We start from the raw sequence: 26786 nt of genomic DNA, 5'->3' as shown, positions 1-26786 counted from the left end.
TATAATGGAAGGTCAACAGCACGGCGATCAGCTAAAGCGCGGCCTCAAAAACCGCCATATACAGCTTATTGCTCTTGGTGGCGCTATTGGCACAGGCCTGTTCCTGGGTAGCGCATCGGTCATTCAGTCTGCCGGTCCGGGAATTATTCTGGGCTACGCCATTGCCGGTTTTATTGCATTCCTTATTATGCGTCAGCTGGGTGAAATGGTGGTCGAAGAGCCGGTAGCCGGTTCCTTCAGCCATTTTGCTTACAAATACTGGGGTAGCTTTGCCGGTTTTGCGTCCGGCTGGAACTACTGGGTGCTGTACGTCCTTGTCGCGATGGCGGAACTGACCGCGGTCGGGAAATACATCCAGTTCTGGTGGCCTGAAATCCCAACCTGGGCCTCAGCGGCGGTCTTCTTTGTGGTGATCAACGCCATCAACCTGACCAACGTCAAAGTGTTCGGGGAGATGGAGTTCTGGTTCGCCATTATTAAAGTTATCGCGGTTGTGGCAATGATCCTGTTCGGCGGCTGGCTGCTGTTCAGCGGCAACGGCGGCCCGCAGGCTTCCGTGAGCAACCTCTGGGATCAGGGCGGCTTCCTGCCGCACGGCATGACCGGGCTGGTGATGATGATGGCGATCATCATGTTCTCCTTCGGCGGTCTGGAACTGGTGGGTATCACCGCTGCGGAAGCCGACAACCCGGAGCAGAGCATCCCGAAAGCCACTAACCAGGTTATCTACCGTATCCTGATCTTCTATGTGGGCTCGCTGGCCGTGCTGCTCTCGCTGCTGCCGTGGACCCGCGTTACCGCTGACACCAGCCCGTTTGTCCTGATCTTCCACGAGCTGGGCGACACCTTCGTGGCGAACGCGCTGAACGTGGTGGTACTGACCGCGGCACTGTCGGTTTACAACAGCTGCGTTTACTGTAACAGCCGTATGCTGTTCGGCCTGGCCCAGCAGGGCAACGCCCCGAAAGCGCTGCTCAACGTGGATAAGCGTGGCGTGCCGGTGAATACCATTATCGTGTCGGCTGTGGTGACCGCACTGTGCGTGCTGATCAACTACCTGGCACCGGAATCGGCCTTCGGCCTGCTGATGGCGCTGGTGGTATCTGCTCTGGTGATCAACTGGGCGATGATTAGCCTGGCGCACATGAAGTTCCGTCGTGCCAAGCAGCAGCAGGGCGTGAAAACACGCTTCCCTGCCCTGCTCTACCCGCTGGGTAACTGGGTTTGCCTGCTGTTCATGGCAGCCGTACTGGTTATCATGCTGATGACCCCAGGCATGGCTATTTCGGTCTACCTGATCCCGGTCTGGATTGTGATCCTCGGCGTGGGCTACATGTGTAAACAGAAAAATGCCAAAGCGGTAAAAGCGCACTAATCCCCTCCCCTCTGCACCTTTACCGGGTGCAGAGGGTTGTTACCTTCCTCACACTTTCCCGCCTACAGCAATTTTATCCATATCACCGACGTTATACTGCAACGCATATTTTGCTTTGCCAGCGAATAATTCTCTCCATACCGTTACTCGGAGAAACGTCGATGGATAACAATAAACTATCAGTGAAAGAAAAGATCGGCTATGGGATGGGTGATGCCGGGTGCAACATCATCTTTGGCGCCATCATGTTGTTTGTGAACTATTTTTATACGGACATTTTCGGCCTGGCCCCTGCGCTGGTGGGCGTCCTGCTGCTCTCGGTGCGCGTCATTGATGCCGTTACCGACCCGATCATGGGCGCTATCGCCGACCGTACCCGCAGTAAGTATGGGCGATTTCGTCCATGGCTGCTGTGGATCGCTTTCCCTTATGCGCTGTTCAGTATCCTGATGTTCACCACCCCGGACTGGACCTACAACAGCAAAGTTATCTATGCCTTTGTCACCTATTTCCTGCTTTCTCTGACCTATACGGCGATTAATATTCCGTACTGCTCGCTGGGCGGGGTTATCACCAACGATCCGAAAGAGCGTGTTGCCTGTCAGTCCTACCGCTTTGTGCTGGTGGGTATTGCCACCCTGCTGCTGTCCCTGACCCTGCTGCCGATGGCCGACTGGTTCGGCGGTGAGGACAAGGCCAAGGGCTACCAGATGGCGATGACCGTGCTGGCGCTGATTGGCACCTGCATGTTCCTGTTCAGCTTCTCTACCGTGCGCGAGCGTGTGCAACCGGCGGTGCAAACCAATGACGAACTGAAAAACGATCTCAAGGACGTGTGGAAGAACGACCAGTGGGTGCGCATTTTGCTGCTGACCCTCTGCAACGTCTGCCCGGGCTTCATCCGCATGGCGGCCACCATGTACTACGTCACCTGGGTAATGGGCCAGAGCACCCACTTCGCGACCCTGTTTATCAGCCTGGGCGTGGTAGGGATGATGCTGGGCAGCGTGCTGGCAAAAGTGCTGACCGACCGCTGGTGTAAGCTGAAGGTCTTCTTCTGGACCAACATCGTGCTGGCGATCTTCTCAACCGCCTTCTATTTCTTCGATCCGAAAGCCACCGTAACCATCGTGGTGCTCTACTTCCTGCTGAACATCCTGCACCAGATCCCGTCTCCGCTGCACTGGTCCCTGATGGCCGACGTGGATGACTACGGCGAATGGAAAACCGGTAAACGTATCACCGGGATCAGCTTCTCCGGCAACATCTTCTTCCTCAAGCTCGGGCTGGCGATTGCCGGTGCCATGGTGGGCTTCCTGCTCTCCTGGTACGGTTATGATGCGGGTGCAAAAGCGCAAAGCGCTGACGCCATCAACGGCATCGTCCTGCTCTTCACCGTGATCCCTGGCGTCGGGTATCTCATTACCGCAGGCGTGGTGCGTCTGCTGAAGGTGGACCGCGAAACCATGAAGCAGATTCAGCAAGATCTGGAGAAACGCCGGAACAACTATCGCGAGCTGAACGACTATCAGGAACTCAAAGCCGCTGAGACTAAATAAGGAGAGCCAAATGCAAACCTGGCCAAACCCATTTATTGAACAACGCGCCGATCCGTACATTCTTCGCCATGAAGGAGAGTACTACTTTATTGCCTCGGTCCCGGAGTACGACCGGCTGGAAATCCGCCGCGCCGACTCGCTGGACGGACTGCGCAGCGCGGAGCAGGTCGTGGTCTGGCGCAAGCCTGAGACCGGCCCGATGAGTGAGCTTATCTGGGCGCCGGAACTGCACTGTATCGACGGCAAATGGTACATCTACTTTGCCGCCACCCATACCCAGGCGCTGGACAAGCTCGGTATGTTCCAGCACCGGATGTTTGCCCTGGAATGTAGCGACAACGATCCGCTCACCGGTACCTGGGTAGAGAAAGGGCAAATCACCACCCCGTTCGACACCTTTGCGCTGGATGCGACCACCTTTGTTCACCAGGGCAAACGCTGGTATCTCTGGGCACAAAAAGCCCCGGACATCGCCGGTAACTCGAACCTTTATCTGTGCGAAATGGAAAATCCATGGACGCTCAAAGGCGAACCGGTGATGCTCAGCAAACCGGAATATGACTGGGAGTGCCGCGGATTCTGGGTCAATGAAGGCCCGGCGGTTCTGTTCCACGGTGACCGCTTGTTTATCAGCTACTCCGCCAGCGCCACCGATGAAAACTACTGCATGGGACTGCTGTGGATCGACCTCAATGCCGACCCACGCAACCCGGCGAACTGGCATAAATCCCCGCAGCCGGTATTCACCACCAGCTACGAGAACCGCCAGTACGGGCCGGGGCACAACAGCTTTACCCAAACGCCGGACGGTGAAGACGTACTGGTTTACCATGCGCGCAACTACACCGAGATCGAGGGCGATCCGCTGTACGATCCGAACCGCCACACCCGCCTGAAAACCGTTGTCTGGAAAGAAAACGGGATGCCCGATTTCGGCATCCCGTCAGCTGATACAGTGTAAGGCCTGCGGCACGCTGGTTTAGATCAGCGTGCCGTAAATGGTCAGCAGCGCCACAATCACCACCACCACAAAAGAGGTTTTCTTGGCCATCGAAACGGCCGCTTTTGGCGTTTCGATCTTATCCGTATGCGGCTCACGCGCCAGAGAGAACTGCGCCAGACGCGTTAACACCAGATACTGTGAGGTATGGCGATCCCCCAGCGAAGCGAACCACGCCGGCAGGGCTTTCTCGCCGTGGCCAATCAGGGCATACACCACGCCGAACAGCCGTACCGGCAACCAGTCCACCACGTGCAGGATCGCGTCGATACCGGACTGTAAACGCTCGTGCGGGGTCAGATAGCGTGCCAGCCAGCTCTGCCAGGCACGTAAGAACGCATAGCCCATCAGCAGAACCGGGCCCCATGCGCCCCCCACCACAAACCAGAACAACGGCGCCAGATAATAGCGGAAGTTAATCCACAGCAGCGCGTTCTGTAGTTCGCGTAAAAATTCGCGTTCATCGCACTCCGGCGGGATACCGTGAATAAGCGTTAGCTCGCTAGCCATTGCCCCACGGGCATGAGCATCATTGTTGGTGGCGGCCTTCAGATAGGCATGATAATGCAGACGCACCTTCCCTGCGCCAATACAGAGCACGCCGAGCAGGATCCACACCACCAGCAGCGGCACGTTGAAGAACAGGCCATACAGCGAGCGCAGCAGCAGGAACACCACCACCATCACGCCCGCCGTCATCAGCATCGTGCGGATCATGGAAAAGTGGCGGATGCGACGAAACAGCACTTCCATCCGATGATCCAGATGCCAGTGTTCGCCCAGCTTAAATAAACGCTCAGCAATCATCACCAGCAGCATGGTAAATAACGTCATGTCATCTCCTTTTCTGACAGGGCGGTAAGCAAGGTTTTAAATCTTTCCCAGTCAAACGCCGGGCCGGGATCGGTCTTGCGCTGCGGCGCAATATCGCTATGCCCGGTCAGGTTGCGGGCGATAGCCGGATAGAGCGAAATCAGCGTGCGCGTTACCGCGGCCAGCTGCTCATATTGCGCGTCGGTGTAGGGCAGCGTATCTGTCCCTTCAAGCTCAATGCCGATAGAAAAGTCATTGCAGCGTTCACGCCCCTGATACTGAGACACGCCCGCATGCCAGGCTCGTTTATCGAAAGGAACATACTGGACGATCTCGCCGTCACGACGAATCAGACAATGGGCAGAAACGCGCAGGTGGGCGATTTCCGCGAAGAAGGGGTGAGCATCAGGATCGATTGTCCCGGTGAATAATGCGTCAATCCACGGGCCGCCAAACTCGCCGGGCGGCAGGCTGATGTTATGCACAACCAGCAGCGACGGAATTTCATCTTCCGGGCGGCAATCGTGGTGTGGCGAAGGAACGCGCCGTGCATCTGCCAGCCAGCCATGTTCTGAGTGCATGCAGGATCTCCTTATATATGGTGCTGATTCCCGGTTCAGAGTAGCATGTTTCAATCTTATGATTCGTTACCAATTTGGAGTTTTAACATGCCGCCACGCCGCTACAACCCCGACCACAGACGTAACGTACTGCTGGAACGTATAAATATGGATATTCCGGCAAGCGTCGCCAACGCGCTGCGCGAAGATCTGGGCGGAGACGTCAACGCTGACAACGACATTACCGCCCAGCTGCTGGCGGAAGATGCCCGTTCGCATGCCGTCGTTATTACCCGTGAGGACGGGGTTTTCTGTGGTAAACGTTGGGTGGAAGAAGTCTTTACGCAACTGGCCGGGGATCGGGTCCAGGTTACGTGGCATGTTGAAGACGGCGACAGCATCAAGGCTAACCAGCCGCTGTTTGAACTTGAGGGGCCTTCACGCGTGCTGCTCACCGGTGAACGCACCGCGCTTAACTTTGTCCAGACGCTCTCCGGCGTGGCAAGCGAAGTGCGCAGCTATGTTGACCTGCTCGAAGGCACCAACACCCAGCTGCTGGATACGCGTAAAACCCTGCCGGGCCTGCGCACCGCGCTGAAATACGCCGTGCTGTGCGGCGGCGGTGCGAACCACCGTCTGGGGCTGTCCGATGCGTTCCTGATCAAAGAGAACCATATTATTGCCTCCGGCTCCGTACGCCAGGCGGTGGAGAAAGCCTTCTGGCTGCATCCGGACGTGCCGGTCGAAGTGGAAGTGGAAAGCCTGCAGGAGCTGGAGGATGCGCTGAAAGCCGGCGCTGACATCATCATGCTGGATAACTTCGAAACTGAGCAAATGCGTGAAGCCGTGAAACGCACCAACGGCCAGGCCCGACTGGAGGTATCAGGCAACGTGACGCGTGAAACCTTACGTGAATTTGCCGAAACCGGCGTCGATTTCATCTCCGTTGGCGCGCTGACCAAACACATTCGCGCCCTCGACCTGTCGATGCGCTTTCGCTAAGTGACATAAAGCCCGGTCTGCACCGGCCGGGCTTGCCAGATTTACGACCTCTCTCGCAAGCCCGCTGCACCTCACTGAAACGCCAGCACATCCCTCTGAATCCCGCTTCACGAAACGCTTTTTGCCGCTCGCCCCCGGTTTGTCTGCCTGCCACAGTAGTGCCAGTCTAAACAAGGAGCGAATCATGGAAAGACAAAAAGGATTTACCCTCATCGAATTAATGGTTGTCATCGGCATCGTCGCCATTCTGAGTGCCATCGGCATTCCGGCCTATCAGAACTACCTGCGAAAAGCCGCCCTCACCGATATGCTGCAAACCTTCCTGCCCTACCGTACCGCCGTCGAACTCTGCGCGCTCGATCATGGCGGGACAGATAGCTGCGATGCGGGCGTGAACGGTGTCCCCTCCCCCGCGACATCCCGCTATGTCTCAGGCATGAGCATCGCCAAAGTTGCCATCACCCTGACGGGACAGGAGAGCCTGAACGGTCTGGAGGTGGTCATGACGCCGCAGTGGGATAACGGCAATGGCATCACCGGCTGGAAGCGCGTCTGTACCATTGCCGCAGACGGTGCCCTGAAGCAGGCCTGTGAAGAGGTGTTCCGCTTTACGGCCGGTGAGGAGAAAGGCAATGAATCCTGATCGGTTAATGGCCCTGTGTCAGCGTCATAACGCCCAGCTGCTGAATCGCGATCCGGACAAAATCACTATCGCGGTTGTCGGTAACCCGCCGTCTGAGCTACTGGAGGCGCTACGTTTCGCCACACAGAAAAGGATCGATATCGAATGCTGGACCAGCGAGAGAATGGAGAAGCACCGGCAAACCGCGTCAGAATCGCATCTGCCCGCCGTCGCCAGCGCCACGAGTTCCGCCATTGAGATCCTGAACCGCACCCTGATGCAGGCGATGAGTCAGCGGGCCTCGGATATTCATATCGAGCCCGCCGACGAGAGCTGGCAGATCCGCTTGCGCATCGATGGCGTGCTGTACCCGCAACAGCCCCTCTCATCCGAGCTGGGCACAACGCTTATCGCCAGGCTGAAGGTGCTGGGCAACCTGGATATCGCCGAGCGGCGCTTACCCCAGGATGGGCAATTTACGGTTGAACTTTCAGGGGCTCCCGTCTCGTTTCGTATTGCCACGCTCCCCTGTCGCAGCGGAGAAAAAATCGTCCTGCGGCTTCTGCAGCAGGAGCAACAGGCACTTTTGCTCGATCAGCTGGGCATGAGCACAACCCAGCAGCGATTATTCGCCGGAGCGCTGCATAAATCCCAGGGGCTGATTCTGGTGACCGGGCCCACCGGAAGCGGCAAAACCGTCACCCTGTACAGCGCGTTGCAGGCCCGCAACACGCCTGCAGTGAACATCTGCAGCGTCGAAGATCCTGTCGAAATCCCGCTTGATGGGCTAAACCAGACCCCCATTAACCCCCGGGCGGGGTTAACCTTCCAGAGCGTACTGCGCGCGCTGTTACGTCAGGATCCGGACATCATCATGGTGGGCGAAATACGCGATGGCGAAACGGCGGAGATCGCCATCAACGCCGCACAGACCGGCCATCTGGTGCTGTCGACGCTGCATACCAACTCCACCGCCGAAACGCTGGTACGTCTGCAGCAGATGGGGGTGGCGCGCTGGATGATCTCCTCGGCGTTGTCTCTGGTGATTGCCCAGCGGCTGGTCCGTCGGCTGTGTCCGCACTGTCGTCAGGAGGCCCTAAGGGATACGCCGCTACCGCAGGCGCTGTGGCCTCGCCCTCTGCCGCACTGGCTGCCGGTGGGTTGCGACCGCTGCTATCACGGTTTTTATGGCCGTGTGGCCATCTTCGAGGTAATGGTTATTACCCGCGAACTGCGCTCGGCCATTGCCAGCGGAGCTGCGGTGGAAGAGATCGAAAAACTGGCCCGACAGACGGGCATGGTCACGCTGTTTGAACATGGCTGCATGGCGGTAGAACAGGGCCACACCACCCTCGAAGAGGTGGTGCAGATGCTGGGTGCCCCGGATGGCAGGTAATCAGCTCTGGCGCTGGCGAGCACTCAGCCCACAAGGGGAACGCCAGGCGGGCGCGCTTTGGGCGCCCGACAAACAAACGGCATGGACAGTCCTGCAGGGCAAAGAGCTTGTCCCCCTTGAGCTCAGACGATGCGCGCAGCAGAGTCGCTGGCAGGCGCAGCATCGCTACGATGTTATCCACCAGCTGGCGACGCTGCTGCAGGCGGGCTTAACGCTGTCGGCAGGGCTGTCGCTTCTGGCGCAACAGCATCCGGCCCGGCAATGGCAGGCGCTGTTGCAAAGCATCGCCGATGACCTCAGCGCCGGATGCGCCTTCTCTGACGCCCTGAAAAAGTGGCCGCACGTCTTCCCGCCGCTCTATATCTCGATGATTAAAACCGGGGAGCTGACCGGCAAGCTGGATGAATGTTGCCGTCAGCTGGCGCACCAGCAAAAAACCCAGCAGCAGCTCAGCGCAAAGGTAAAGAAAGCGCTGCGCTATCCGGTGATCATTCTCAGTCTGGCGGTCGCGGTGGTGCTGGCGATGGTGACGCTGGTGTTGCCGGAGTTCGCTGCGATCTACAAAACCTTTAACACCCCCTTACCTACCCTGACCCGGGCCGTCATGGGGCTGGCAAATGCGCTCCAGGAGCAGGGCGCTGTACTGCTGTTAAGCCTGCTGGCAATCATATCGGGCCTGCTGTTTCTTCGGCGCAAACGACGATGGCAGTACGCCACCCAGCGTCTGCTGCTGACCAGCCCCGTGATTGGCCAGTTGGTGCGGGGGCAAAAGCTTAGCCAGATCTTTACCGTTCTGTCCCTCACGCAACAGGCGGGCATCGCTTTTATACAGGGGCTGGAAAGTACGGAGGAGACGCTGGAGTGCCCCTTCTGGCGGGAGAAATTACAGACGATACGGCATCGCATTATGCAGGGTATGCCCATCTGGTCAGCCCTGCACGACGCCGCGATTTTTACGCCACTCTGCATTCAGCTGGTACGCACAGGCGAGGCATCGGGTGCGCTGGACACCATGCTGAGCAATCTGGCGCAGCATCACAATGAGCAGACCTTTCAGCAGGCGGACAATCTTGCCTCGCTGCTGGAGCCATTATTGTTGATTGTGACGGGACTGATTATCGGCACGCTGGTGGTGGCGATGTATCTGCCGATTTTCCATCTGGGGGATGCGATGAGTGCGGGATAACGCTGGCGCGGGACGCGCCAGCGAGAGGCATTACAGACTGTTGAAGACGCGGTTTTCCTGTTCCTGAACGCGGATAAAGGTCGTGCGCTTGGTCAGTTCTTTCAGGCGGGATGCACCCACGTAGGTGCATGCGGAACGCAGGCCGCCCAGGATGTCACGCGCCGTATTCTCAACCGGGCCGCGCAGAGGCAGCTTAACGGTTTTACCTTCAGCGGCACGATACTGCGCAACACCACCCACGTGGCGGTTCATCGCAGATTCAGAGCTCATGCCGTAGAAGAGCATGAATTTTTCACCGTTTTCGTCAACCACGGTGCCGCCGCTCTCTTCGTGGCCCGCCAGCATACCGCCCAGCATCACGAAGTCTGCGCCGCCGCCGAAGGCTTTCGCCACGTCGCCCGGCATGGTGCATCCACCGTCGCTGATGATCTGGCCGCCCAGGCCGTGGGCTGCATCAGCACACTCGATAACTGCTGACAGCTGCGGATAGCCAACGCCAGTTTTTACACGCGTTGTGCAGACGGAGCCCGGGCCGATGCCCACTTTCACGATGTCTGCGCCGGACAGGATCAGCTCTTCACACATTTCACCGGTAACCACGTTACCCGCAATAATGGTTTTGGTCGGCCAGGCCTGACGCGCCTTGCTGACGAACTGAACGAAGTGCTCGGAGTAACCATTCGCCACATCAATACAGACGAAGTTTAGGTTTGGATTCGCAATCAGAATCTGTTTTGTTTTTTCGAAATCGGCATCAGAGGTGCCGGTGGAAACCATCACGTGTTTCAGCACGTTTTCAGATACGGAACCTGCAAATGCATTCCACTCCTCAACGCTGTAATGCTTGTGCACAGCGGTCAGAATGTCGAAGGAGGCCAGCGCTTTTGCCATGGCAAACGTCCCGACGGTATCCATATTCGCGGCGATAACAGGTACGCCAGACCAGGTCTGACCGGAATGCTTAAAGGTGAATTGACGTTCAAGTTCAACGTCGGAGCGACTTTTCAGAGTAGAACGTTTAGGGCGGATAAGAACGTCTTTGAAACCTAACTTCAGATCTTCTTCGATACGCATTTGCGGATTCCTGGGGTACTGGGGTAAATGTCGAAAAAACGTAACACACAACTCCAGTGACGCTATCATACGCACTAATACCTGTTGCGCAAGACTGCGAAAATCACTTTTTTTACGCTACAATCCTATAAATTTACCTGGTAAAAAGTACGTAAGCAGAGCTTAATCTTTGCTGATAAAAGATTAAATCTTAAGCAATTGATATCAATAATGAATATTTCCCAGGATTTTATTTAATGGGGTACATCGTTGCACTAACGGGAGGCATTGGCAGTGGCAAAAGCACTGTGGCAGAAGCCTTCTCTCGTCTGGGCGTCACAATAATTGATGCCGACATCCTTGCCCGCCAGGTGGTAGAACCCGGTACACCCGCATTACGCGCTATCGCAGAACATTTCGGCAACGATACGATCGCACCTGACGGCACCCTTAATCGCCGTAAGCTGCGCGAACGCATTTTTGCCCACCCTGAAGAGAAAGCCTGGCTTAACGCCCTGCTTCACCCGCTTATCCAGCAGGAGACGCAGAAGCAGATAGCGCAAGCAACGTCACCCTATGTGCTCTGGGTTGTCCCGCTTCTTGTGGAAAATAATCTCCATGACAAAGCGGACCGGGTGCTGGTGGTGGACGTCTCCCCGGCAACACAAATTCAGCGCACCATTGCCCGCGATAACGTCGGGCGTGAACATGCGGAACAAATTCTTGCCGCGCAGGCCACGCGTGAAGCGCGTCTGGCCGTCGCGGATGATGTTATTGATAATAACGGCGCACCGGATGCCATTGCATCGGATGTGGCTCGCCTGCATCAGCAATACCTGGCGCAGGCCGTTTTACAGGAAAAAGCCTAATGCACACCCACGTTCTTTTTGAGCATCCCCTCAATGAAAAAATGCGCACCTGGCTGCGCATTGAGTTTTTAATCCAGCAGCTTTCGAGCCTGCTTCCGGTTCACGACCACACCACGGCGCTGCATTTTTTCCGTAACGTGGGCGACCTGCTGGATGTGTTAGAGCGTGGCGAAGTCCGCACTGATTTAGTAAAAGAACTGGAGCGTCAGCAGCGTAAATTGCAGGCCTGGGCAGAAGTGCCGGGAGTGGACAACAGCCGCATCGACAGTCTGCGCCAGCAGCTGAAAAACAGCAGCGGAGTGTTAATGGCAGCACCCCGTATCGGCCAGTTTCTGCGGGAAGACCGCCTGGTAGCGCTGGTGCGTCAGCGTCTGAGCATTCCCGGCGGCTGCTGCAGTTTCGATTTACCGACCCTGCACATCTGGCTGCATATGCCGCAGGAGCAGCGCGATATCCAGGTACAAAACTGGCTGGTCAGCCTTGAGCCGTTGAACCAGGCGTTGACGCTGATCCTCGACCTGATCCGCAACTCCGCGCCGTTCCGCAAGCAAACCAGCCTGAACGGTTTTTATCAGGATAATGGGGAAGATGCCGATCTGCTGCGCCTGCAGTTGCCCCTTGCCGCTCAGCTTTATCCGCAGATTTCAGGCCATAAAAGCCGCTTTGCGATTCGTTTCATGCCGCTCGACAGTGAACATGGCCTGGTGCCGGAACGCCTGGACTTTGAACTGGCGTGTTGTTAAGGAGTTAAGATGTCTGATGTTACTACCGTGAACTGCCCCACCTGTGGGAAGCCCGTCATCTGGGGCGAGCAGAGCCCGTTTCGTCCTTTTTGCAGCAAGCGTTGCCAGCTGATCGATCTGGGTGAGTGGGCCGCGGAAGAGAAACGCATTCCAAGCGAAGGCGATCTCTCTGACAGCGATGACTGGAGTGAAAGCCAGCAGTAACGTTTAATGCCTGCTGGCGCTTTGTCCGGCAGGCTTACAGATTGTCCACTAAACGGGCAATGACAGGCGCGTTTGCCGGTGGGAATTTATCGGCATCCTGCGCGCTCAGCATCACCCAGTTTCCAAGCTGTCCCTCTTTGCCCCAGGGCTCCCCCTCCCAGCTTTCCACCAGCCAGAACCACAGCGTGATATGGCGATCGGGGAAGGTATATTCCAGTTTGTCGAACAGGGTCGCACCGAGCGGGGTGATCCCCACCTCTTCCTGAAGTTCGCGGGCCAGCGCCTGTTCCGGCGTCTCGCCAGACTCGATTTTGCCGCCCGGAAACTCCCATTTATTTGCCATGTGCGCATCCGCTGCACGCTGGGTAATAAAGATTTGGTTATCTGAATTGCGAATGATCCCGACAGCGATTTGCAGTATTTTCATTGTCTTACGTCCATAAAAAAGGCGCAGATATCTGCGCCTTTCAGGTGTGTTTCAGGCTTAGCTCAGACGGCCATGGCACTGTTTGTATTTTTTACCGGAACCGCATGGGCACGGATCGTTACGACCGACCTTACGCTCACCGGACTGCGCGGCAATCGCGGCGGCTGCGGCTTCTTCGTCGTCCTGATGGCTGAGCTGCTGCATCTGGGCCAGACGCTCAGCTTCTTCGCGACGCTGCTGTTCCATCTCTTCCACTTCTTCCGGCATGCGCACCTGAACTTTGCTCAGGGTGCTGATCACTTCATACTTCAGTGATTCAAGCATGGAGGCAAACATTGCAAAGGATTCGCGCTTGTACTCCTGCTTCGGATCTTTTTGCGCATAGCCACGCAGGTGGATGCCCTGACGCAGGTAGTCCATCGCCGCCAGGTGCTCTTTCCACAGGGAGTCCAGGGTTTGCAGCATCACGCCTTTTTCGAAGTGACGCATCATCTCTGCGCCAACAACTTCTTCTTTGCGCTTATACACCTCAAGGGCGTTAGCAAAAATACGCTCGCGCAGGGTCTCTTCGTGCAACTCCGGCTCTTTATCCAGCCACTCCTGAATCGGCAGATCCAGGTCGAAGTCGTTTTTCAGACGCGCCTGCAGACCTTCAACATCCCACATCTCTTCCAGGGACTGCGGAGGAATGTGCCCATCAATGGTGGCTTTAAACACGTCTTCGCGGATGCTGTTAATGGTTTCGCTCACGTCGGAAACGTCCAGCAGCTCGTTACGCTGGGTGTAGATCGCGCGACGCTGATCGTTGGCCACATCATCATACTCAAGCAGCTGCTTACGAATATCGAAGTTACGGCTTTCCACTTTGCGCTGGGCGTTGGCGATGGCTTTGGTCACCCATGGGTGTTCAATCGCTTCGCCCGGCTTCATGCCCAGCTTACGCATCATGCCCGACACACGGTCAGAGGCGAAAATACGCATTAGCGCATCTTCCATCGACAGGTAGAAGCGTGAAGAACCGGCATCACCCTGACGACCCGCACGGCCGCGCAGCTGGTTATCGATACGGCGGGATTCATGGCGCTCAGTACCAATGATGTGCAGACCGCCCGCAGCCAGCACCGCATCGTGACGAACCTGCCAGTCGGCTTTGATCTGCGCGATCTGCTCCGGCGTTGGGTTTTCCAGCGCGGCCACTTCTGCCTGCCAGCTACCGCCCAGCATGATGTCAGTACCACGACCCGCCATGTTGGTGGCGATGGTCACGGCTGACGGATAACCCGCCTGCGCAACGATATCCGCTTCTTTGGCGTGGAATTTGGCGTTGAGCACGTTGTGCTTAATACCGGCTTTGGTCAGCTCTTCGGAGACCACTTCCGATTTTTCGATGGAGATAGTCCCTACCAGCACCGGCTGGCCCGCAGCGGTACGATCGCGGATATCTTCGATGATGGCCTGAATTTTTTCCGCTTCGGTCATGTAGACCAGGTCCGGCATATCTTTACGGATCATCGGACGGTTGGTTGGCACCACCACGGTATCCAGCTTATAGATGGAGCTGAATTCGAAGGCTTCGGTATCTGCCGTACCGGTCATCCCTGCCAGCTTCTCGTACAGACGGAAGTAGTTCTGGAAGGTGATCGATGCCAGGGTCTGGTTCTCGTTCTGGATATCGACGTTCTCTTTGGCTTCAACCGCCTGATGCAGACCATCGGACCAGCGGCGACCCTGCATGGTACGACCGGTGTGTTCGTCGACGATGATGACTTCGCCATCCTTAACGATGTAGTCCACGTCACGGGTAAAGAGCACGTGCGCGCGCAGGGCGGCAGTCACGTGGTGCATCAGCATGATGTTGCCCGGAGAGTAGAGCGACTCGCCCTCTTCCATAATGCCCTGGGCAACCAGCAGCTCTTCGATCTGGACCAGGCCACGCTCGGTCAGGTTCACCTGACGGGCTTTTTCGTCCACGGAGAAGTGACCTTCACCCTGGAAGGTGTCGGAGTCCTCTTTTTCCTGACGGATCAGGTGCGGAATGATTTTGTCGACTTTGCGATACATCTCGGAGCTGTCTTCAGCCGGGCCGGAGATGATCAGCGGCGTACGCGCTTCGTCGATCAGGATGGAGTCCACCTCATCCACCAGCGCATAGTGCAGTTTGCGCTGGACGCGCTCTTCAGGGCTGAACGCCATGTTATCGCGCAGGTAGTCGAAGCCATATTCGTTGTTGGTACCATAGGTGATGTCAGCGTTGTAGGCTTCGCGTTTCGCGGGAGCCGGCAGGCCGGACATGTTGATGCCGACGCTCATACCGAGGAATTCGAACAGAGGACGGTTGTTTTCGGCGTCACGCTGGGCCAGATAGTCGTTGACGGTCACCACGTGCACGCCTTTACCCGACAGGGCGTTAACGTAGGCTGGCAGAGTCGCGGTCAGGGTTTTACCTTCACCGGTACGCATCTCGGCGATGCAGCGGTCGTTCAGAACCATACCGCCCAACAGCTGCACGTCGAAGTGACGCATGCCGAACACGCGCTTACTCGCTTCGCGCACAACGGCGAACGCTTCCGGGATCAGGCTTTCAACGGTTTCACCTTTTTCAAGGCGGGCACGGAATTCAGCGGTTTTGGCTTTCAGCTCATCATCAGAAAGTTTTTCCATCGCTGGCTCGAGGCCATTGATGACGCTGACAGCTTTACGCATGCGGCGCAGGGTACGATCGTTACGGCTACCGAAAACTTTAGTTAGTAATTTGATTAACATAATAAATTCTCAAACGCCCCATCATGGGCAGTTAAATTAAGGTATTGAAAGACGGTTAATTTAGCTGAGGCGTTGAGGTCCGGCGCGGATGCCCTGTACCTGGCTAATCCAGGCGGACACGGAGAAAGCGGTGTGTGGCTCGAATGCAGCAAGCGCGACCTGACGGACAATAACCGGCGGCTTGCTCTGTTGCGTCAGAAGCGTATTGAGCGTATCCAGCAGCGCCAGATGGTGCGCCTGAACCGGTAAAGACTCTTCAACAGCAGGTAACGCCTGCGGCGCCATGGCGAATGAGAGATGCCGGATGACGGTACGAATCGCATGCTGATGCCAGTAATCCACCGTGAAATTCGGTCGGCGGTTCGCTTCCAGCAGGGCAAGATTGGTGAAATTAACCCGCGTGTTCAGATCGTGGCGGGTGGTGGTGGTCCTGGCAGTACTGGCGGCTTCAGCGTTACTGCTGAGCGCAGGCAGGCCAAGACTCGCCGCGACCATCCCCAGAAGGAGATGCGGCCAGAAGTAACGTCTGCCAAATTGTCGCCAGCGCGTCAGAATTCCGCTCAATTGCCCCACCACAAGTAAGTAAGCTTTCAGGCTCACCGTATGATTTTTATATTTTCGCGCCAAGATAGTACCACTAAAGCTACTTCACAGCAGCAGTATTGAGGCACCGGGGAGGTTAAAAATGGTGATGAAATCAGCAAACGCGCCATTGACTACAGCGATTCGGGAAAGGCAAAAACAAAAACGACTGGTCTTCCTGGCCGGAGAGAGTGCCAGGTCAACCAGTCGAATTTACATAACGGAGTGTGCCGTTACGCCAGAACCGTGCTCGGTGCTTTGAATGCCAGTGGCAGTTCAGCTTCGTCTTCGAAGGTCACATATTCCCAGGCTTCCTGTTTTGCCAGAACAGCCTGCAACAGTTTGTTGTTCAGCGCGTGACCGGATTTATACGCGGTAAACGCACCAATGATGTTGTGACCACACATGAACAGGTCGCCGATCGCATCCAGCATTTTGTGACGAACGAATTCATCTTCAAAACGCAGGCCGTCTTCGTTCAGTACGCGATAATCGTCAACAACGATGGCACAATCGAAGCTGCCGCCCAGGCACAGGCCACGGGACTGCAGATATTCGATATCACGCATGAAACCAAACGTACGAGCTCGACTGATCTGACGCATAAACGCATCAGCAGAGAAGTTCATCGCATAGCGCTGAGCGCTGGAATCAATCGCCGGGTGGTTAAAATCGATGGTGAAATCCAACGAAAAACCATTAAACGGCTTGAATTCTGCCCATTTGTCGCCATCCTGGACACGAACGGTCTCTTTAATGCGTACGAATTTCTTCGCGCTGTTCAGCTCTTCGATGCCGGCATCCAGCAATAGATAGACAAACGGTGCAGCACTGCCATCCATGATTGGGATTTCTGGCGCATCAACTTCAATAACGATGTTGTCGATACCCAGACCCGCCAGGGCGGCATTCAGGTGCTCTACGGTAGAGATCCGCACGTCATGCTCATTCACCAGGCAAGTACAGAGCATGGTATCACGCACAGATTTGGCATCAGCCGGGAAATCTACCGGTGGATTCAAGTCGGTGCGACGATAGATGACCCCGGTGTTGGCCGGCGCAGGGCGCAACGTCAGGGTGACTTTCTTGCCGGTATGTAAACCGACACCTGTCGCCTGAACGATACGTTTTAATGTCCTTTGTTTGATCATCGTATAATCTCGCCAAGTTACTTATCCAACCGAGAGTGTACATCACTATCGGGCGGCCAGTTTAGCACAAAGAGCGTAAATCCCCTAATTCCAGCTAATTCTTAATCAGCTTGCTTACGCAGGAACGCGGGAATGTCCAGATAATCCGGCTCTTTCTGAGTTTGTGGAGTATTGTCATTAACCACCTTAGCGGCTGGTTTCTGCTCCTGGGTCAGCGGCGCCATACCGTGCTGCTGGTAACGATCCATCACCGGCTGCTGAGCAGGTTTATTGGTCACCAGAGTGATCTCAGGACGTTTGTCCATGCCAATACCGGTCGCAACAACCGTTACGCGCAGTTCATCGTTCATTTCCGGATCAAGGGAAGTACCGATTACCACGGTGGCGTTGTCAGAAGCGAACGCACGGATGGTGTTACCCACGGTTTCGAACTCATCCAGACGCAGGTCGAAGCCCGCAGTGATGTTAACCAGCACGCCGCGCGCGCCGGACAGATCGATATCTTCCAGCAGCGGAGAAGAGATCGCCATTTCAGCGGCTTCTTCTGCACGGTCTTCACCTTTCGCCACGCCGGAGCCCATCATCGCGTAGCCCATTTCGGACATCACCGTGCGCACGTCAGCAAAGTCGACGTTCATCAGGCCCGGACGGGTAATCAGCTCGGCGATACCCTGGACTGCGCCTTTCAGGACATCGTTCGCTGCGCCAAAAGCGTCCAGCAGAGAGATGCCACGGCCCAGCACTTTAAGCAGCTTGTCGTTTGGAATGGTGATCAGCGAGTCCACGTGCTTGGACAGCTCGGTGATACCCTGCTCTGCAAACGCCATACGCTTCTTGCCTTCAAAGTTGAAAGGCTTGGTCACTACGGCAACAGTCAGGATACCTAAATCTTTAGCCACTTCCGCAACAACTGGCGCAGCACCGGTTCCGGTACCACCGCCCATACCTGCGGCGATAAACACCATGTCTGCACCATCCAGCGCAGCACGCAGTGCTTCACGGTCTTCTTCTGCAGCATTACGGCCGACTTCCGGGTTTGCCCCAGCCCCCAGCCCTTTGGTGATGCCGCCACCGATCTGGATTGTCTGGCCAACAGCCGTCTTACGCAGTGCCTGCGCATCGGTGTTCACCGCGAAGAACTCAACACCTTCGATGCGCTCGCGCACCATGTGCTCTACAGCATTACCGCCGCCGCCACCGACGCCGATGACTTTAATCACCGCGTCGTTGGTCAGTTCCATAGGTTCAAACATAGTTTCTCTCCGTTTTGTGCCTGTCGCCTGAAACCGTTAATTCTCTCCGGTCTCTTACTAAAATTAAAATTCTTTTCGCAGCCAGGTATTGATTCGCTTAAACCACGAACCTACCGACGTACGTTTTTCTACTTCTGCTTCGCCACTGAGATGGGTTTCCTTCCCGTAATGAAGCAAGCCCACTGCCGTTGAGTAATACGGCTCCTGAGCATAATCCGTCAGACCGGTGATGTTCAGCGGTGCACCAATACGCACCTGCGTATGAAACACCCGCTGAGCGCAGGCCGCAAGACCTTCAATTTGCGCCGCGCCGCCGGTTAATACAATCCCCGCCGCAAGATGATGTTTAACACCCTGCTGGCGAAGCTGTTCCTGTAATTGCAAAATCTCTTCGTTCACCAGGTTAAGCAGCTCGGTATAACGCGGCTCAATCACTTCGGCTAAGGTCTGGCGCTGCAGGCTGCGCGGCGGACGACCACCGACGCTCGGCACTTCAACGCTCTCATCTTTACCCACGATGGAGCCCAGTGCACAACCGTGGCGCACTTTAATTGCCTCGGCATCGCTCGGTGGCGTACCGAAGGCGTACGCGATATCGCTGGTGACCACATTCCCTGCATAAGGGATAACCTTGGTGTGGCGCAGTGCACCACCGGTGTAGACGGCCATGTCCATAGTACCACCGCCGATATCGACGACACAGACGCCCAGTTCACGTTCGTCTTCCGTCAGCACCGAATAACTTGCCGCCAGACCGGCGAAAATAAGTTGGTCAACTTTCAGGCCACAACGTTCAACGGCTTTGACGATGTTCTTCGCCATATCGTTGTGACATGTGATCAAGTGCACTTTTGCCTGCATACGCACGCCTGAAAGTCCTACCGGATTCTTAATACCTTCCTGGTAGTCGATCGCATATTCCTGCGGGATCACATGCAGGACGCGATGCTCGTCGCGAACACGTACCGACTTCGCAGTATGCACTACGTTCTCGACGTCTTCCTGCGAGACTTCTTCTTCTGAGATCGGCACCATACCGATCTCGTTCTGGCAGCTGATGTGCTTGCCAGAGAGTGCCAGATACACGGAGGAAATCTGGCAATCTGCCATCAGTTCGGCCTGATCGATGGCGCGCTGTACGCATTTCACCACCGACTCGAGGTCGTTTACCCCACCTTTATCCATACCACGGGACGGGCAGCTACCCACACCAATGATATTGACCACACCGTCGGGCAGAACTTCCCCTACTAAAGCGGCAACCTTCGCAGTGCCAATCTCCAGTCCTACTACCAGTTTTCTGTCCGTCGCCTTGATCATTGTTATTCTGCCTGTACCTGAGCCTGATTCTGTTGCTGATTAGGTTCCTCAACCGGGGCCGGGGACCACCCGACCGATGCGCCTGAGTCATAGCGCAAATCAACGTAGCTAATCCTTTTGCCTTCAGCCTGCGCCTGCTGCTGCAGAACGGGATAAAGTTCTACAAAACGTTCCAGACGCTTCATCGTGTCACCCCGCCCCAGATTCAGCTTGATATCGTTCGTCAGCGTTAACTGCCAGGAACGACGCGCCGTCATTGCAGCCTGTTTCAGGGTAAAACGATCCTTAGCCAGCACTTTACCCATGCTACGAAAACCTTCCAGTACTTCGTTTTCGCTGCCTTCCGGCCCATACAACATAGGTAAATTTTGCTTGCTGACACGATCGGCCGGGACGCTGAAAGAAACTCCATCTACGTCAACCATATGCTGATCATTCCAACGCGCAATGGGTACATATTCAACCAGATGAATCTTCAATTCATCAGGCCACTGCTTTCTGACGCTCGCCTGTTTAATCCAGGGCAGGCGCTCAATCTGACTCTGGATGATGTTCACATCCTGCGTCATGAAGGTGCCAGGCGACCCTAATGCCAGGATCGACTGACGGATATCGTCATTACGCGTGTAGTGACGGTCGCCGGTCACCACCAGTTTCGACAGAGGCAGACGCTGTGCATCTTCCATCCAGCCGAGCACCATCCAGCCGCTGACAAACACAGTACACAGCACGGCAAGCAGGAAGGTGATCCCTGCAAGACGCGTTCCATTACTCCGCCGTGAAGAATATTCTTCTTCCTCTTCGCGGTTTCGCGTGTTCAGCGCAGCCTGAGACATATCAGCCCGCCTGATCCAGAATGCGGACTACCAGCTGCGAGAAGCTCATGCCAGCCTGGCGAGCCGCCATCGGCACCAGGCTATGACTGGTCATGCCCGGTGAGGTATTGGCTTCCAGCAGATAAAACTGTCCGTCGCTATCCTGCATGACGTCGATTCTTCCCCATCCATAGCAGCCAAGAACTTGCCAGGCTTTAAGCACCAGCGCGTTGATTTCAGCTTCATGCCCGGCATCCAGACCACTTGGGCAGAAATATTGCGTCTCATCAGAGAGATACTTCGCCTCATAATCATAGAAGGTTCCGGCTGGTTGGATACGAATTGACGGTAAAATTTCTTCACCGAGCATCGCGACGGTAAATTCCGGTCCGCTTAGCCATTTTTCCACCAGAACTTCTTCATCATGTTGAAAAGCCAGCGCTAATGCTGATGATATATCGTCAGCTTTATCAACTTTAGACATTCCTACGCTTGAGCCCTCACGGCTGGGCTTAACAATCACCGGTAAACCCAGCGCGGCAATGCGCCCGCTAACGCTGGCTGTCAGGCCCTGCTCAAACTCACGACGCGTCAGTGCCACCCAGGGGGCAACCGGTAAACCGGCGCCCTGCCACAGCAGTTTGCTGCGCAGTTTGTCCATGGAAATGGCCGACGCCATCACGCCGCTGCCGGTGTAAGGCAGGCCGATGATGTCCAGCAAGCCTTGCAGCGTGCCATCCTCACCGCCGCGACCGTGCAGCGCGATAAAAACTTTATCAAAGCCCAGCTCTTTCAGGCGCGTCACGTCGGTCTCTTTCGGATCGACCAGGTGCGCATTAACGCCGCCTTCGCGCAGCCCTGCCAGCACGGCCGCGCCGGAATTCAGGGAAACCTCGCGCTCGGCAGAGGTGCCGCCAGAGAGGACCGCAATCTTATCAGCCATGGCGCTCTTCCTCCGAAATTTGCGGCTTAAGTTTGATTTCGGCCAGCGTACGGGCGATTTTGCCGATATTTCCGGCACCCTGCACCAGAATCAAATCATTGCCGGTCAATACCGGGGCAAGCATCGCTGCCGCCTGGGCGTGATCGGAGACCAGAATCGGGTCGATCTTGCCGCGACCACGAATAGTACGGCACAGCGAACGGCTGTCGGCACCCGGAATAGCCGCCTCACCTGCCGCGTACACTTCCAGCATCAGCAGCGTATCAACCTGTGACAGCACATTAGCGAAATCGTCGTATAAGTCACGCGTACGGGTGTAACGGTGTGGCTGGAACAGCATAACCAGATTTTTGTCCGGCCAGCCCGCGCGCGCCGCTTTGATCGTGGCGTCAACTTCCGTCGGGTGATGGCCGTAGTCATCCACCAGCATTGCGGTACCGCTTTTCCCGTTAACGCTTTCCAGCGGGAACTCGCCGAGGAAATCAAAACGACGACCGGTCCCCTGGAAGCTTTCGAGCGCCCGCAGGATATCCTCGTCGTCAATGCCCTCTTCCGTGGCGACCGCAACGGCCGCCGCCGCGTTCAGTGCGTTATGGCGTCCCGGCGCGTTAAGCGTCACCTGCAACAGCTCTTTGTCCTGACGCGCCAGGGTGAAATGCCCCTGCGCACCAACCTGCCTGTAACTCTCTACGCGGACATCAGCGTCTTCGCTGAAACCGTAGGTAGTGATCTGACGTCCGACACGCGGCAGCAGCTCGCGGATCACCGGATCGTCAACGCACATTACGGCACGTCCATAAAACGGCAGGTTGTGCAAAAAGTTTATAAAGGTTTGCTTTAAATTTTCGAAATCGCCCTGGTAGGTATCCATGTGGTCGGCTTCGATGTTGGTCACAATCGCGACCATCGGCTGCAGGTGCAGGAACGACGCGTCGCTTTCATCCGCTTCAGCGATGAGATAGCGGCTGTGTCCCAGGCGAGCGTGAACGCCCGCGGCTTTCACCAGGCCGCCGTTAACGAAGGTCGGATCGAGGCCCGCTTCAGCATAAATGCTGGAGACCATCGCCGTGGTCGTGGTTTTACCGTGCGTACCGGCAATGGCAATGCCGTGACGAAAACGCATCAGTTCTGCCAGCATCTCTGCGCGGCGGATCACCGGAATACGCGCTTCGTGTGCCGCAACGATCTCCGGGTTATCGGCAGAAATGGCGCTGGAGACCACCACCACGCTCGCATCAAGAACGTTTTCCGGGCGATGGTTGAAATAGATTGTCGCACCCAGCGACGCCAACTGTTGCGTAACAGGGTTCGGCGCCAGATCGGACCCGCTGATCTGGTAGCCTTCATTCGCCAACACCTCGGCAATACCGCCCATACCGGCGCCGCCGATGCCAACAAAGTGAATGTGCCGGACGCGACGCATCTCGGGCACGATTGAACGCAGTTTCGCCAGTTGTTGTGTATTCATTCTCTAAACGCCATCGACTACTTCAAAAAAATCGTGCAGCGCAACACGCGCTGCGAGGGTTAAACCTGGGCTGCCAGGCTCACTTCTTTCGCCACCCGCTCCGTTGCATCCGGGATCGCCGCCGCACGTGCGTGCTGCGCCATCGCCAGTAATGTCTCCCGGTCCCAGCCCGCCAGGGTGGTGGCGACCGCCTCGGCGGTAAACTGCGGCTGTTCAAAAATTTTGGCTGCCCCGGCTTTTTCAAGCGGCAGCGCATTCCAGTACTGCTGACGGTCTTTGTGCTGGAAGGGCACAAACAGCGCCGGCAAACCGGCGGCGGCGATCTCGCTCACCGTCAGCGCGCCGGAGCGGCAGACCACGACATCGGCCCAGGCATATGCCGCCGCCATGTCGTCGATAAATTCGGTTACTTTGTGCTGCGGCTGGCCCGCATCGGCATAGGCCTGCTCTACCGTTTGCTGAGCGCCCTTTCCGCTTTGATGCCAGATCGTCACGCTATCGTTAAGCTTCGCGGCCACCTGCGGCATGGTCTGATTCAGGACGCGCGCGCCCTGCGATCCCCCTACCACCAGCACGCGTACCGGCCCTTCACGGCCGGTGAGTCGCTCCTGCGGCAATGGCAGCGCCAGTACGTCGACACGTACCGGGTTACCCACCACGTCGGCTTTCGGGAATGCGCCCGGGAATGCCTGCATCACTTTGCTGGCGATTTTTGCCAGCCATTTATTGGTGAGGCCCGCAATACCGTTCTGCTCGTGGAGCACAACCGGGATCCCCAGCGACCACGCCGCCAGTCCGCCAGGACCCGAGACATAACCGCCCATCCCCAGCACCACGTCCGGCTTAAAGCGCTTCATGATCGCCCGCGCCTGACGCCAGGCGTTGAAAATACGCACCGGCGCCAGCGCCTGGGCTTTGATCCCCTTACCGCGCAGGCCAGAAATACGAATAAAGTCGATCTCAATACCGTGTTTTGGCACCAGATCGGCTTCCATGCGGTCTGCGGTTCCCAGCCAGCGTACCTGCCAGCCCTGATCCATTAAATGGTGTGCAACCGCGAGCCCCGGGAAAACATGTCCGCCGGTACCGCCCGCCATCACCATTAACCGCTTCGGTTGATTCATCGTGAACCTCGTGTAAACGCCTGGGCATTCTCCAGACGCGTTTCATAATCTATGCGCAACAAAAACATAATGGCGGTCGACATGATCAACAGACTCGAACCACCGTAACTGATTAACGGCAACGTCAGACCTTTGGTCGGCAGCATACCTGCTGCTGCACCTACGTTGACTAATGCCTGAAAACTGAACCAGATACCGATCGAACAGGCTAAAAAGCCCGAGAAACGGTGGTCAATCACCAGCGCTTTACGACCGATCGACATCGCACGGAAAGCGACGAAGAATACCATTAAAAGCGCCAATACCACACCGATATAACCCAGTTCTTCCCCAATAATGGAGAAGATAAAGTCGGTATGTGCCTCGGGTAAATACTCCAGTTTCTGGACTGAATTCCCAAGCCCCTGACCCCACATTTCACCGCGGCCAAACGCCATCAGCGACTGTGTCAGCTGATAACCGCTGCCAAACGGATCTTCCCAGGGGTTCCAGAAAGAGGTCACGCGGCGGATACGATACGGCTCGGCGAGGATCAGCAGCACGACCGCGGAGATCCCCATTCCGATGATGGCGATGAACTGCCACAGTTTCGCCCCCGCCAGGAACAGCATCGCCAGCGTAGTGACGAACAGTACTACCACGGTACCGAGGTCAGGCTGGGCCAGCAGCAGAACCGCCAGCACCAGGATCACGCCCATCGGTTTTAAGAAGCCGCGCAGGTTGTTACGCACCTCATCAACCTTACGCACCAGGTAGTTGGCGAGATAGCAGAACAGCGACAGCTTGGTAAATTCCGCCGGCTGGATACGCAGCGGGCCGAAGGCAATCCAGCGCGATGCCCCGTTCACCGAGCTACCCACCACCAGTACGATCAGCAGCATGACGATCGAGGCGATCAGCATCGCGGTACTGTGGCGCTGCCAGAACGCCATCGGCAGACGTAAGGTCACCATCGCCAGACAGAACGCGAGGATGATGTACAGTCCGTCACGCTTGGCAAACAGGAAGGGATCGTTCGCCAGACGCTGCCCGACAGGCATCGAGGCCGAGGTCACCATAATAAAACCAATCGCCGCCAGCCCCAGCGTAAGCCAGAGCAGCATGCGGTCATACATCACCAGACTATCGGAATCTTTATCCCGGGAGCCCATGACCCAGCCTTTTAACGCCGACGAGATCCACACCAGGATGCCAAATCCTGGCAGGCGCGGCATTTTCGGGCGAGGGAGAGAGAAGCGCATCAGCCTAACTCCTTCGCCAGGCGGGTGAAGAGATCGCCCCGCTGTTCGAAATTCTTAAACTGATCGAGGCTGGCGCAGGCCGGAGAGAGCAGCACCATATCGCCCGGCTTCACGCGCGGGGCGATCAGCCGCATCGCCTGTTCCATGGTCCCGGTTTGTTCGGCGATGTCCGGACGCAGCGCTGCCAGTTCGGCACCGTCACGGCCAAAGCAGTAAAGACGCACGTTATCGCCGCTGAGATACTGTTTCAGCGAAGAGAAATCGGCGGATTTACCGTCGCCACCCAGCAGAAGGTGCAGGGTGCCGTCAACGTGCAGGCCATTCAGCGCCGCTTCCGTACTGCCGACGTTGGTGGCTTTTGAATCGTTGATCCAGCGCACGCCGTTATGCTCCAGCGCCAGTTGGAAGCGGTGCGCCAGGCCCGTAAAGGTGGTGAGGGCTTTCAGGCTGGTGGCGCGGGGTAATCCCGCAGCGTCCGCCAGCGCCAGCGCCGCAAGGGCGTTGGTGTAGTTGTGCTGGCCCGAAAGCGGCATCTCTTTAGTGTTCAGCACCTTTTCACCGTTTGCCCGTAGCCAGGTTTCGCCCTGCTGACGGTTAAGGTGATAGTCGCCCATATTGATGCCAAAGCTCACGCAGCGCTCATCCGCGCCGCGTACCGGCATGGTCAACGCATCATCGGCATTCACTACGCACACGCGGGCATTTTCATAGATGCGCAGCTTGGCGGCGCGGTACTGCTGCAGACCAAACGGATAGCGATCCATATGATCTTCGGTGACGTTGAGGATGGTCGCCGCCACCGCCTGCAGGCTTGAAGTGGTTTCCAGCTGGAAGCTGGAGAGCTCAAGGATGTAGAGCTCACGCGCAGGATCGAGCAGCATCAGTGCCGGTAGGCCGATGTTGCCGCCGACCCCCACATTGACGCCCGCCGCTTTCGCCATCTCACCGACCAGCGTAGTGACGGTGCTTTTACCGTTTGAACCGGTAATGGCAATAACTGGCGCCTGGGCTTCACGGCAGAACAGTTCGATATCGCCGACGATCTCAACGCCCGTCTCGGCGGCAGCGCTCAGGGCCGGGTGCGCCAGGGCGATACCTGGGCTTGCGACAATCAGATCGGCGGCTTTCAGCCACTCTTCATTCAGACCACCAAGGTGGCGTTCAACCTGTTCCGGCAGTTTGTCCAGACCAGGCGGAGAGACACGCGTATCCATCACGCGAGGCGTGACGCCGCGCGCGAGGAAAAAGTCCACGCAGGAGAGGCCGGTTAAGCCTAACCCGATGATAACGACTTTTTTACCCTGGTAATCTGCCATG

At 56.6% G+C, this 26786-nt stretch carries 25 protein-coding genes; 10 read left to right on the top strand and 15 right to left on the bottom strand.

Annotation, left to right across the window (positions count from 1 at the left end; genetic code table 11):
• The first annotated feature begins 4 nt into the window (after window positions 1-4).
• From aroP to FHN83_RS15605, 3 genes are all read left to right on the top strand, one after another.
• Window positions 5-1375 carry an aromatic amino acid transporter AroP gene (aroP, locus tag FHN83_RS15615; protein WP_138370442.1) on the top strand — a complete coding sequence of 457 codons (1371 nt, stop codon included), beginning with the start codon at window positions 5-7 and terminating at the stop codon, window positions 1373-1375.
• Window positions 1376-1536: 161 nt separating this feature from the next.
• The gene (locus FHN83_RS15610; RefSeq protein ID WP_039030354.1) at window positions 1537-2934 is read left to right on the top strand and encodes a glycoside-pentoside-hexuronide (GPH):cation symporter; all 1398 of its coding nucleotides are present in this window, start codon (window positions 1537-1539) and stop codon (window positions 2932-2934) included.
• A gap of 10 nt (window positions 2935-2944) precedes the next feature.
• On the top strand, window positions 2945-3895 hold the full coding sequence (locus tag FHN83_RS15605; protein WP_139564340.1) for a family 43 glycosylhydrolase: 951 nt from the start codon (window positions 2945-2947) through the stop codon (window positions 3893-3895).
• A gap of 18 nt (window positions 3896-3913) precedes the next feature.
• On the opposite strand, the gene ampE is transcribed toward FHN83_RS15605, so the two are convergent.
• Complete coding sequence (gene ampE, locus FHN83_RS15600; protein WP_039030356.1) at window positions 3914-4768, bottom strand: beta-lactamase regulator AmpE; 855 nt, start codon at window positions 4766-4768, stop codon at window positions 3914-3916.
• The gene (gene ampD, locus FHN83_RS15595) at window positions 4765-5328 is read right to left on the bottom strand and encodes a 1,6-anhydro-N-acetylmuramyl-L-alanine amidase AmpD (RefSeq protein ID WP_138370439.1); all 564 of its coding nucleotides are present in this window, start codon (window positions 5326-5328) and stop codon (window positions 4765-4767) included. The genes ampE and ampD overlap by 4 nt, the downstream gene beginning before the upstream one ends.
• A gap of 87 nt (window positions 5329-5415) precedes the next feature.
• Here ampD and nadC point away from each other — a divergent pair, with 87 nt between their 5' ends.
• From nadC to hofC, 4 genes are all read left to right on the top strand, one after another.
• Window positions 5416-6309, top strand: a complete 894-nt coding sequence (nadC, locus tag FHN83_RS15590) for a carboxylating nicotinate-nucleotide diphosphorylase (protein ID WP_139564339.1) — start codon at window positions 5416-5418, stop codon at window positions 6307-6309.
• 184 nt (window positions 6310-6493) lie between these two features.
• Window positions 6494-6952, top strand: a complete 459-nt coding sequence (gene ppdD / locus FHN83_RS15585; protein WP_139564338.1) for a prepilin peptidase-dependent pilin — start codon at window positions 6494-6496, stop codon at window positions 6950-6952.
• Window positions 6942-8327 carry a type II secretion system protein GspE gene (gene gspE / locus FHN83_RS15580; protein WP_039030360.1) on the top strand — a complete coding sequence of 462 codons (1386 nt, stop codon included), beginning with the start codon at window positions 6942-6944 and terminating at the stop codon, window positions 8325-8327. The genes ppdD and gspE overlap by 11 nt, the downstream gene beginning before the upstream one ends.
• Window positions 8317-9513, top strand: a complete 1197-nt coding sequence (hofC, locus tag FHN83_RS15575; protein ID WP_139564337.1) for a protein transport protein HofC — start codon at window positions 8317-8319, stop codon at window positions 9511-9513. Before gspE ends, hofC begins: the two co-directional genes overlap by 11 nt.
• Window positions 9514-9543: 30 nt before the next feature.
• Here the strand turns inward: hofC and FHN83_RS15570 are convergent, their stop codons facing one another.
• Entirely contained in the window at window positions 9544-10587 is a 1044-nt protein-coding gene (locus FHN83_RS15570) for a GMP reductase (protein WP_039030362.1), read from the bottom strand.
• Window positions 10588-10823: 236 nt separating this feature from the next.
• Between FHN83_RS15570 and coaE the strand changes: the two genes are divergently transcribed.
• Genes coaE through yacG form a run of 3 tightly spaced genes read left to right on the top strand, consistent with a single transcriptional unit; the run spans window position 10824 to window position 12382 of the window.
• On the top strand, window positions 10824-11435 hold the full coding sequence (coaE, locus tag FHN83_RS15565; RefSeq protein ID WP_039030363.1) for a dephospho-CoA kinase: 612 nt from the start codon (window positions 10824-10826) through the stop codon (window positions 11433-11435).
• A complete protein-coding gene (zapD, locus tag FHN83_RS15560) occupies window positions 11435-12178 on the top strand; it encodes a cell division protein ZapD (protein WP_039030364.1) in 744 nt (247 codons plus the stop codon). Before coaE ends, zapD begins: the two co-directional genes overlap by 1 nt.
• A 9-nt stretch (window positions 12179-12187) precedes the next feature.
• Entirely contained in the window at window positions 12188-12382 is a 195-nt protein-coding gene (gene yacG / locus FHN83_RS15555) for a DNA gyrase inhibitor YacG (protein WP_139564336.1), read from the top strand.
• 34 nt (window positions 12383-12416) lie between these two features.
• On the opposite strand, the gene mutT is transcribed toward yacG, so the two are convergent.
• The 12 genes from mutT to murD form a co-directional block, all read right to left on the bottom strand.
• Window positions 12417-12809, bottom strand: a complete 393-nt coding sequence (gene mutT / locus FHN83_RS15550; protein WP_139564335.1) for an 8-oxo-dGTP diphosphatase MutT — start codon at window positions 12807-12809, stop codon at window positions 12417-12419.
• Between the two features lie 57 nt (window positions 12810-12866).
• On the bottom strand, window positions 12867-15572 hold the full coding sequence (gene secA / locus FHN83_RS15545; RefSeq protein ID WP_039030367.1) for a preprotein translocase subunit SecA: 2706 nt from the start codon (window positions 15570-15572) through the stop codon (window positions 12867-12869).
• A gap of 60 nt (window positions 15573-15632) precedes the next feature.
• Window positions 15633-16136: a secA translation cis-regulator SecM gene (secM, locus tag FHN83_RS15540; RefSeq protein WP_171029968.1), complete on the bottom strand. Its 504-nt coding sequence runs from the start codon at window positions 16134-16136 to the stop codon at window positions 15633-15635.
• Between the two features lie 251 nt (window positions 16137-16387).
• Complete coding sequence (gene lpxC, locus FHN83_RS15535; RefSeq protein WP_139564334.1) at window positions 16388-17305, bottom strand: UDP-3-O-acyl-N-acetylglucosamine deacetylase; 918 nt, start codon at window positions 17303-17305, stop codon at window positions 16388-16390.
• Between the two features lie 101 nt (window positions 17306-17406).
• Window positions 17407-18558 carry a cell division protein FtsZ gene (gene ftsZ, locus FHN83_RS15530; protein ID WP_039030369.1) on the bottom strand — a complete coding sequence of 384 codons (1152 nt, stop codon included), beginning with the start codon at window positions 18556-18558 and terminating at the stop codon, window positions 17407-17409.
• 63 nt (window positions 18559-18621) lie between these two features.
• Window positions 18622-19878, bottom strand: a complete 1257-nt coding sequence (ftsA, locus tag FHN83_RS15525; RefSeq protein WP_039030370.1) for a cell division protein FtsA — start codon at window positions 19876-19878, stop codon at window positions 18622-18624.
• Window positions 19879-19880: 2 nt separating this feature from the next.
• Window positions 19881-20714, bottom strand: coding sequence for a cell division protein FtsQ (gene ftsQ, locus FHN83_RS15520; protein ID WP_039030371.1), 834 nt, complete (start codon window positions 20712-20714; stop codon window positions 19881-19883).
• A 1-nt stretch (window position 20715) separates the two neighbouring features.
• Entirely contained in the window at window positions 20716-21636 is a 921-nt protein-coding gene (locus FHN83_RS15515; RefSeq protein ID WP_039030372.1) for a D-alanine--D-alanine ligase, read from the bottom strand.
• Window positions 21629-23104 carry a UDP-N-acetylmuramate--L-alanine ligase gene (gene murC, locus FHN83_RS15510; protein ID WP_039030373.1) on the bottom strand — a complete coding sequence of 492 codons (1476 nt, stop codon included), beginning with the start codon at window positions 23102-23104 and terminating at the stop codon, window positions 21629-21631. Before murC ends, FHN83_RS15515 begins: the two co-directional genes overlap by 8 nt.
• Window positions 23105-23163: 59 nt before the next feature.
• On the bottom strand, window positions 23164-24228 hold the full coding sequence (murG, locus tag FHN83_RS15505) for an undecaprenyldiphospho-muramoylpentapeptide beta-N-acetylglucosaminyltransferase (RefSeq protein WP_139564333.1): 1065 nt from the start codon (window positions 24226-24228) through the stop codon (window positions 23164-23166).
• Window positions 24225-25469: a cell division protein FtsW gene (ftsW, locus tag FHN83_RS15500; protein WP_039030375.1), complete on the bottom strand. Its 1245-nt coding sequence runs from the start codon at window positions 25467-25469 to the stop codon at window positions 24225-24227. The genes murG and ftsW overlap by 4 nt, the downstream gene beginning before the upstream one ends.
• On the bottom strand, window positions 25469-26785 hold the full coding sequence (gene murD, locus FHN83_RS15495) for a UDP-N-acetylmuramoyl-L-alanine--D-glutamate ligase (protein WP_139564332.1): 1317 nt from the start codon (window positions 26783-26785) through the stop codon (window positions 25469-25471). The genes ftsW and murD overlap by 1 nt, the downstream gene beginning before the upstream one ends.
• Window position 26786: the final 1 nt, after the last annotated feature.

Source organism: Leclercia adecarboxylata (assembly GCF_006171285.1).
GTDB classification, from domain to species: Bacteria; Pseudomonadota; Gammaproteobacteria; order Enterobacterales; family Enterobacteriaceae; genus Enterobacter; species Enterobacter barmai.
This window is presented reverse-complemented; position numbering and strand designations above follow the sequence as displayed.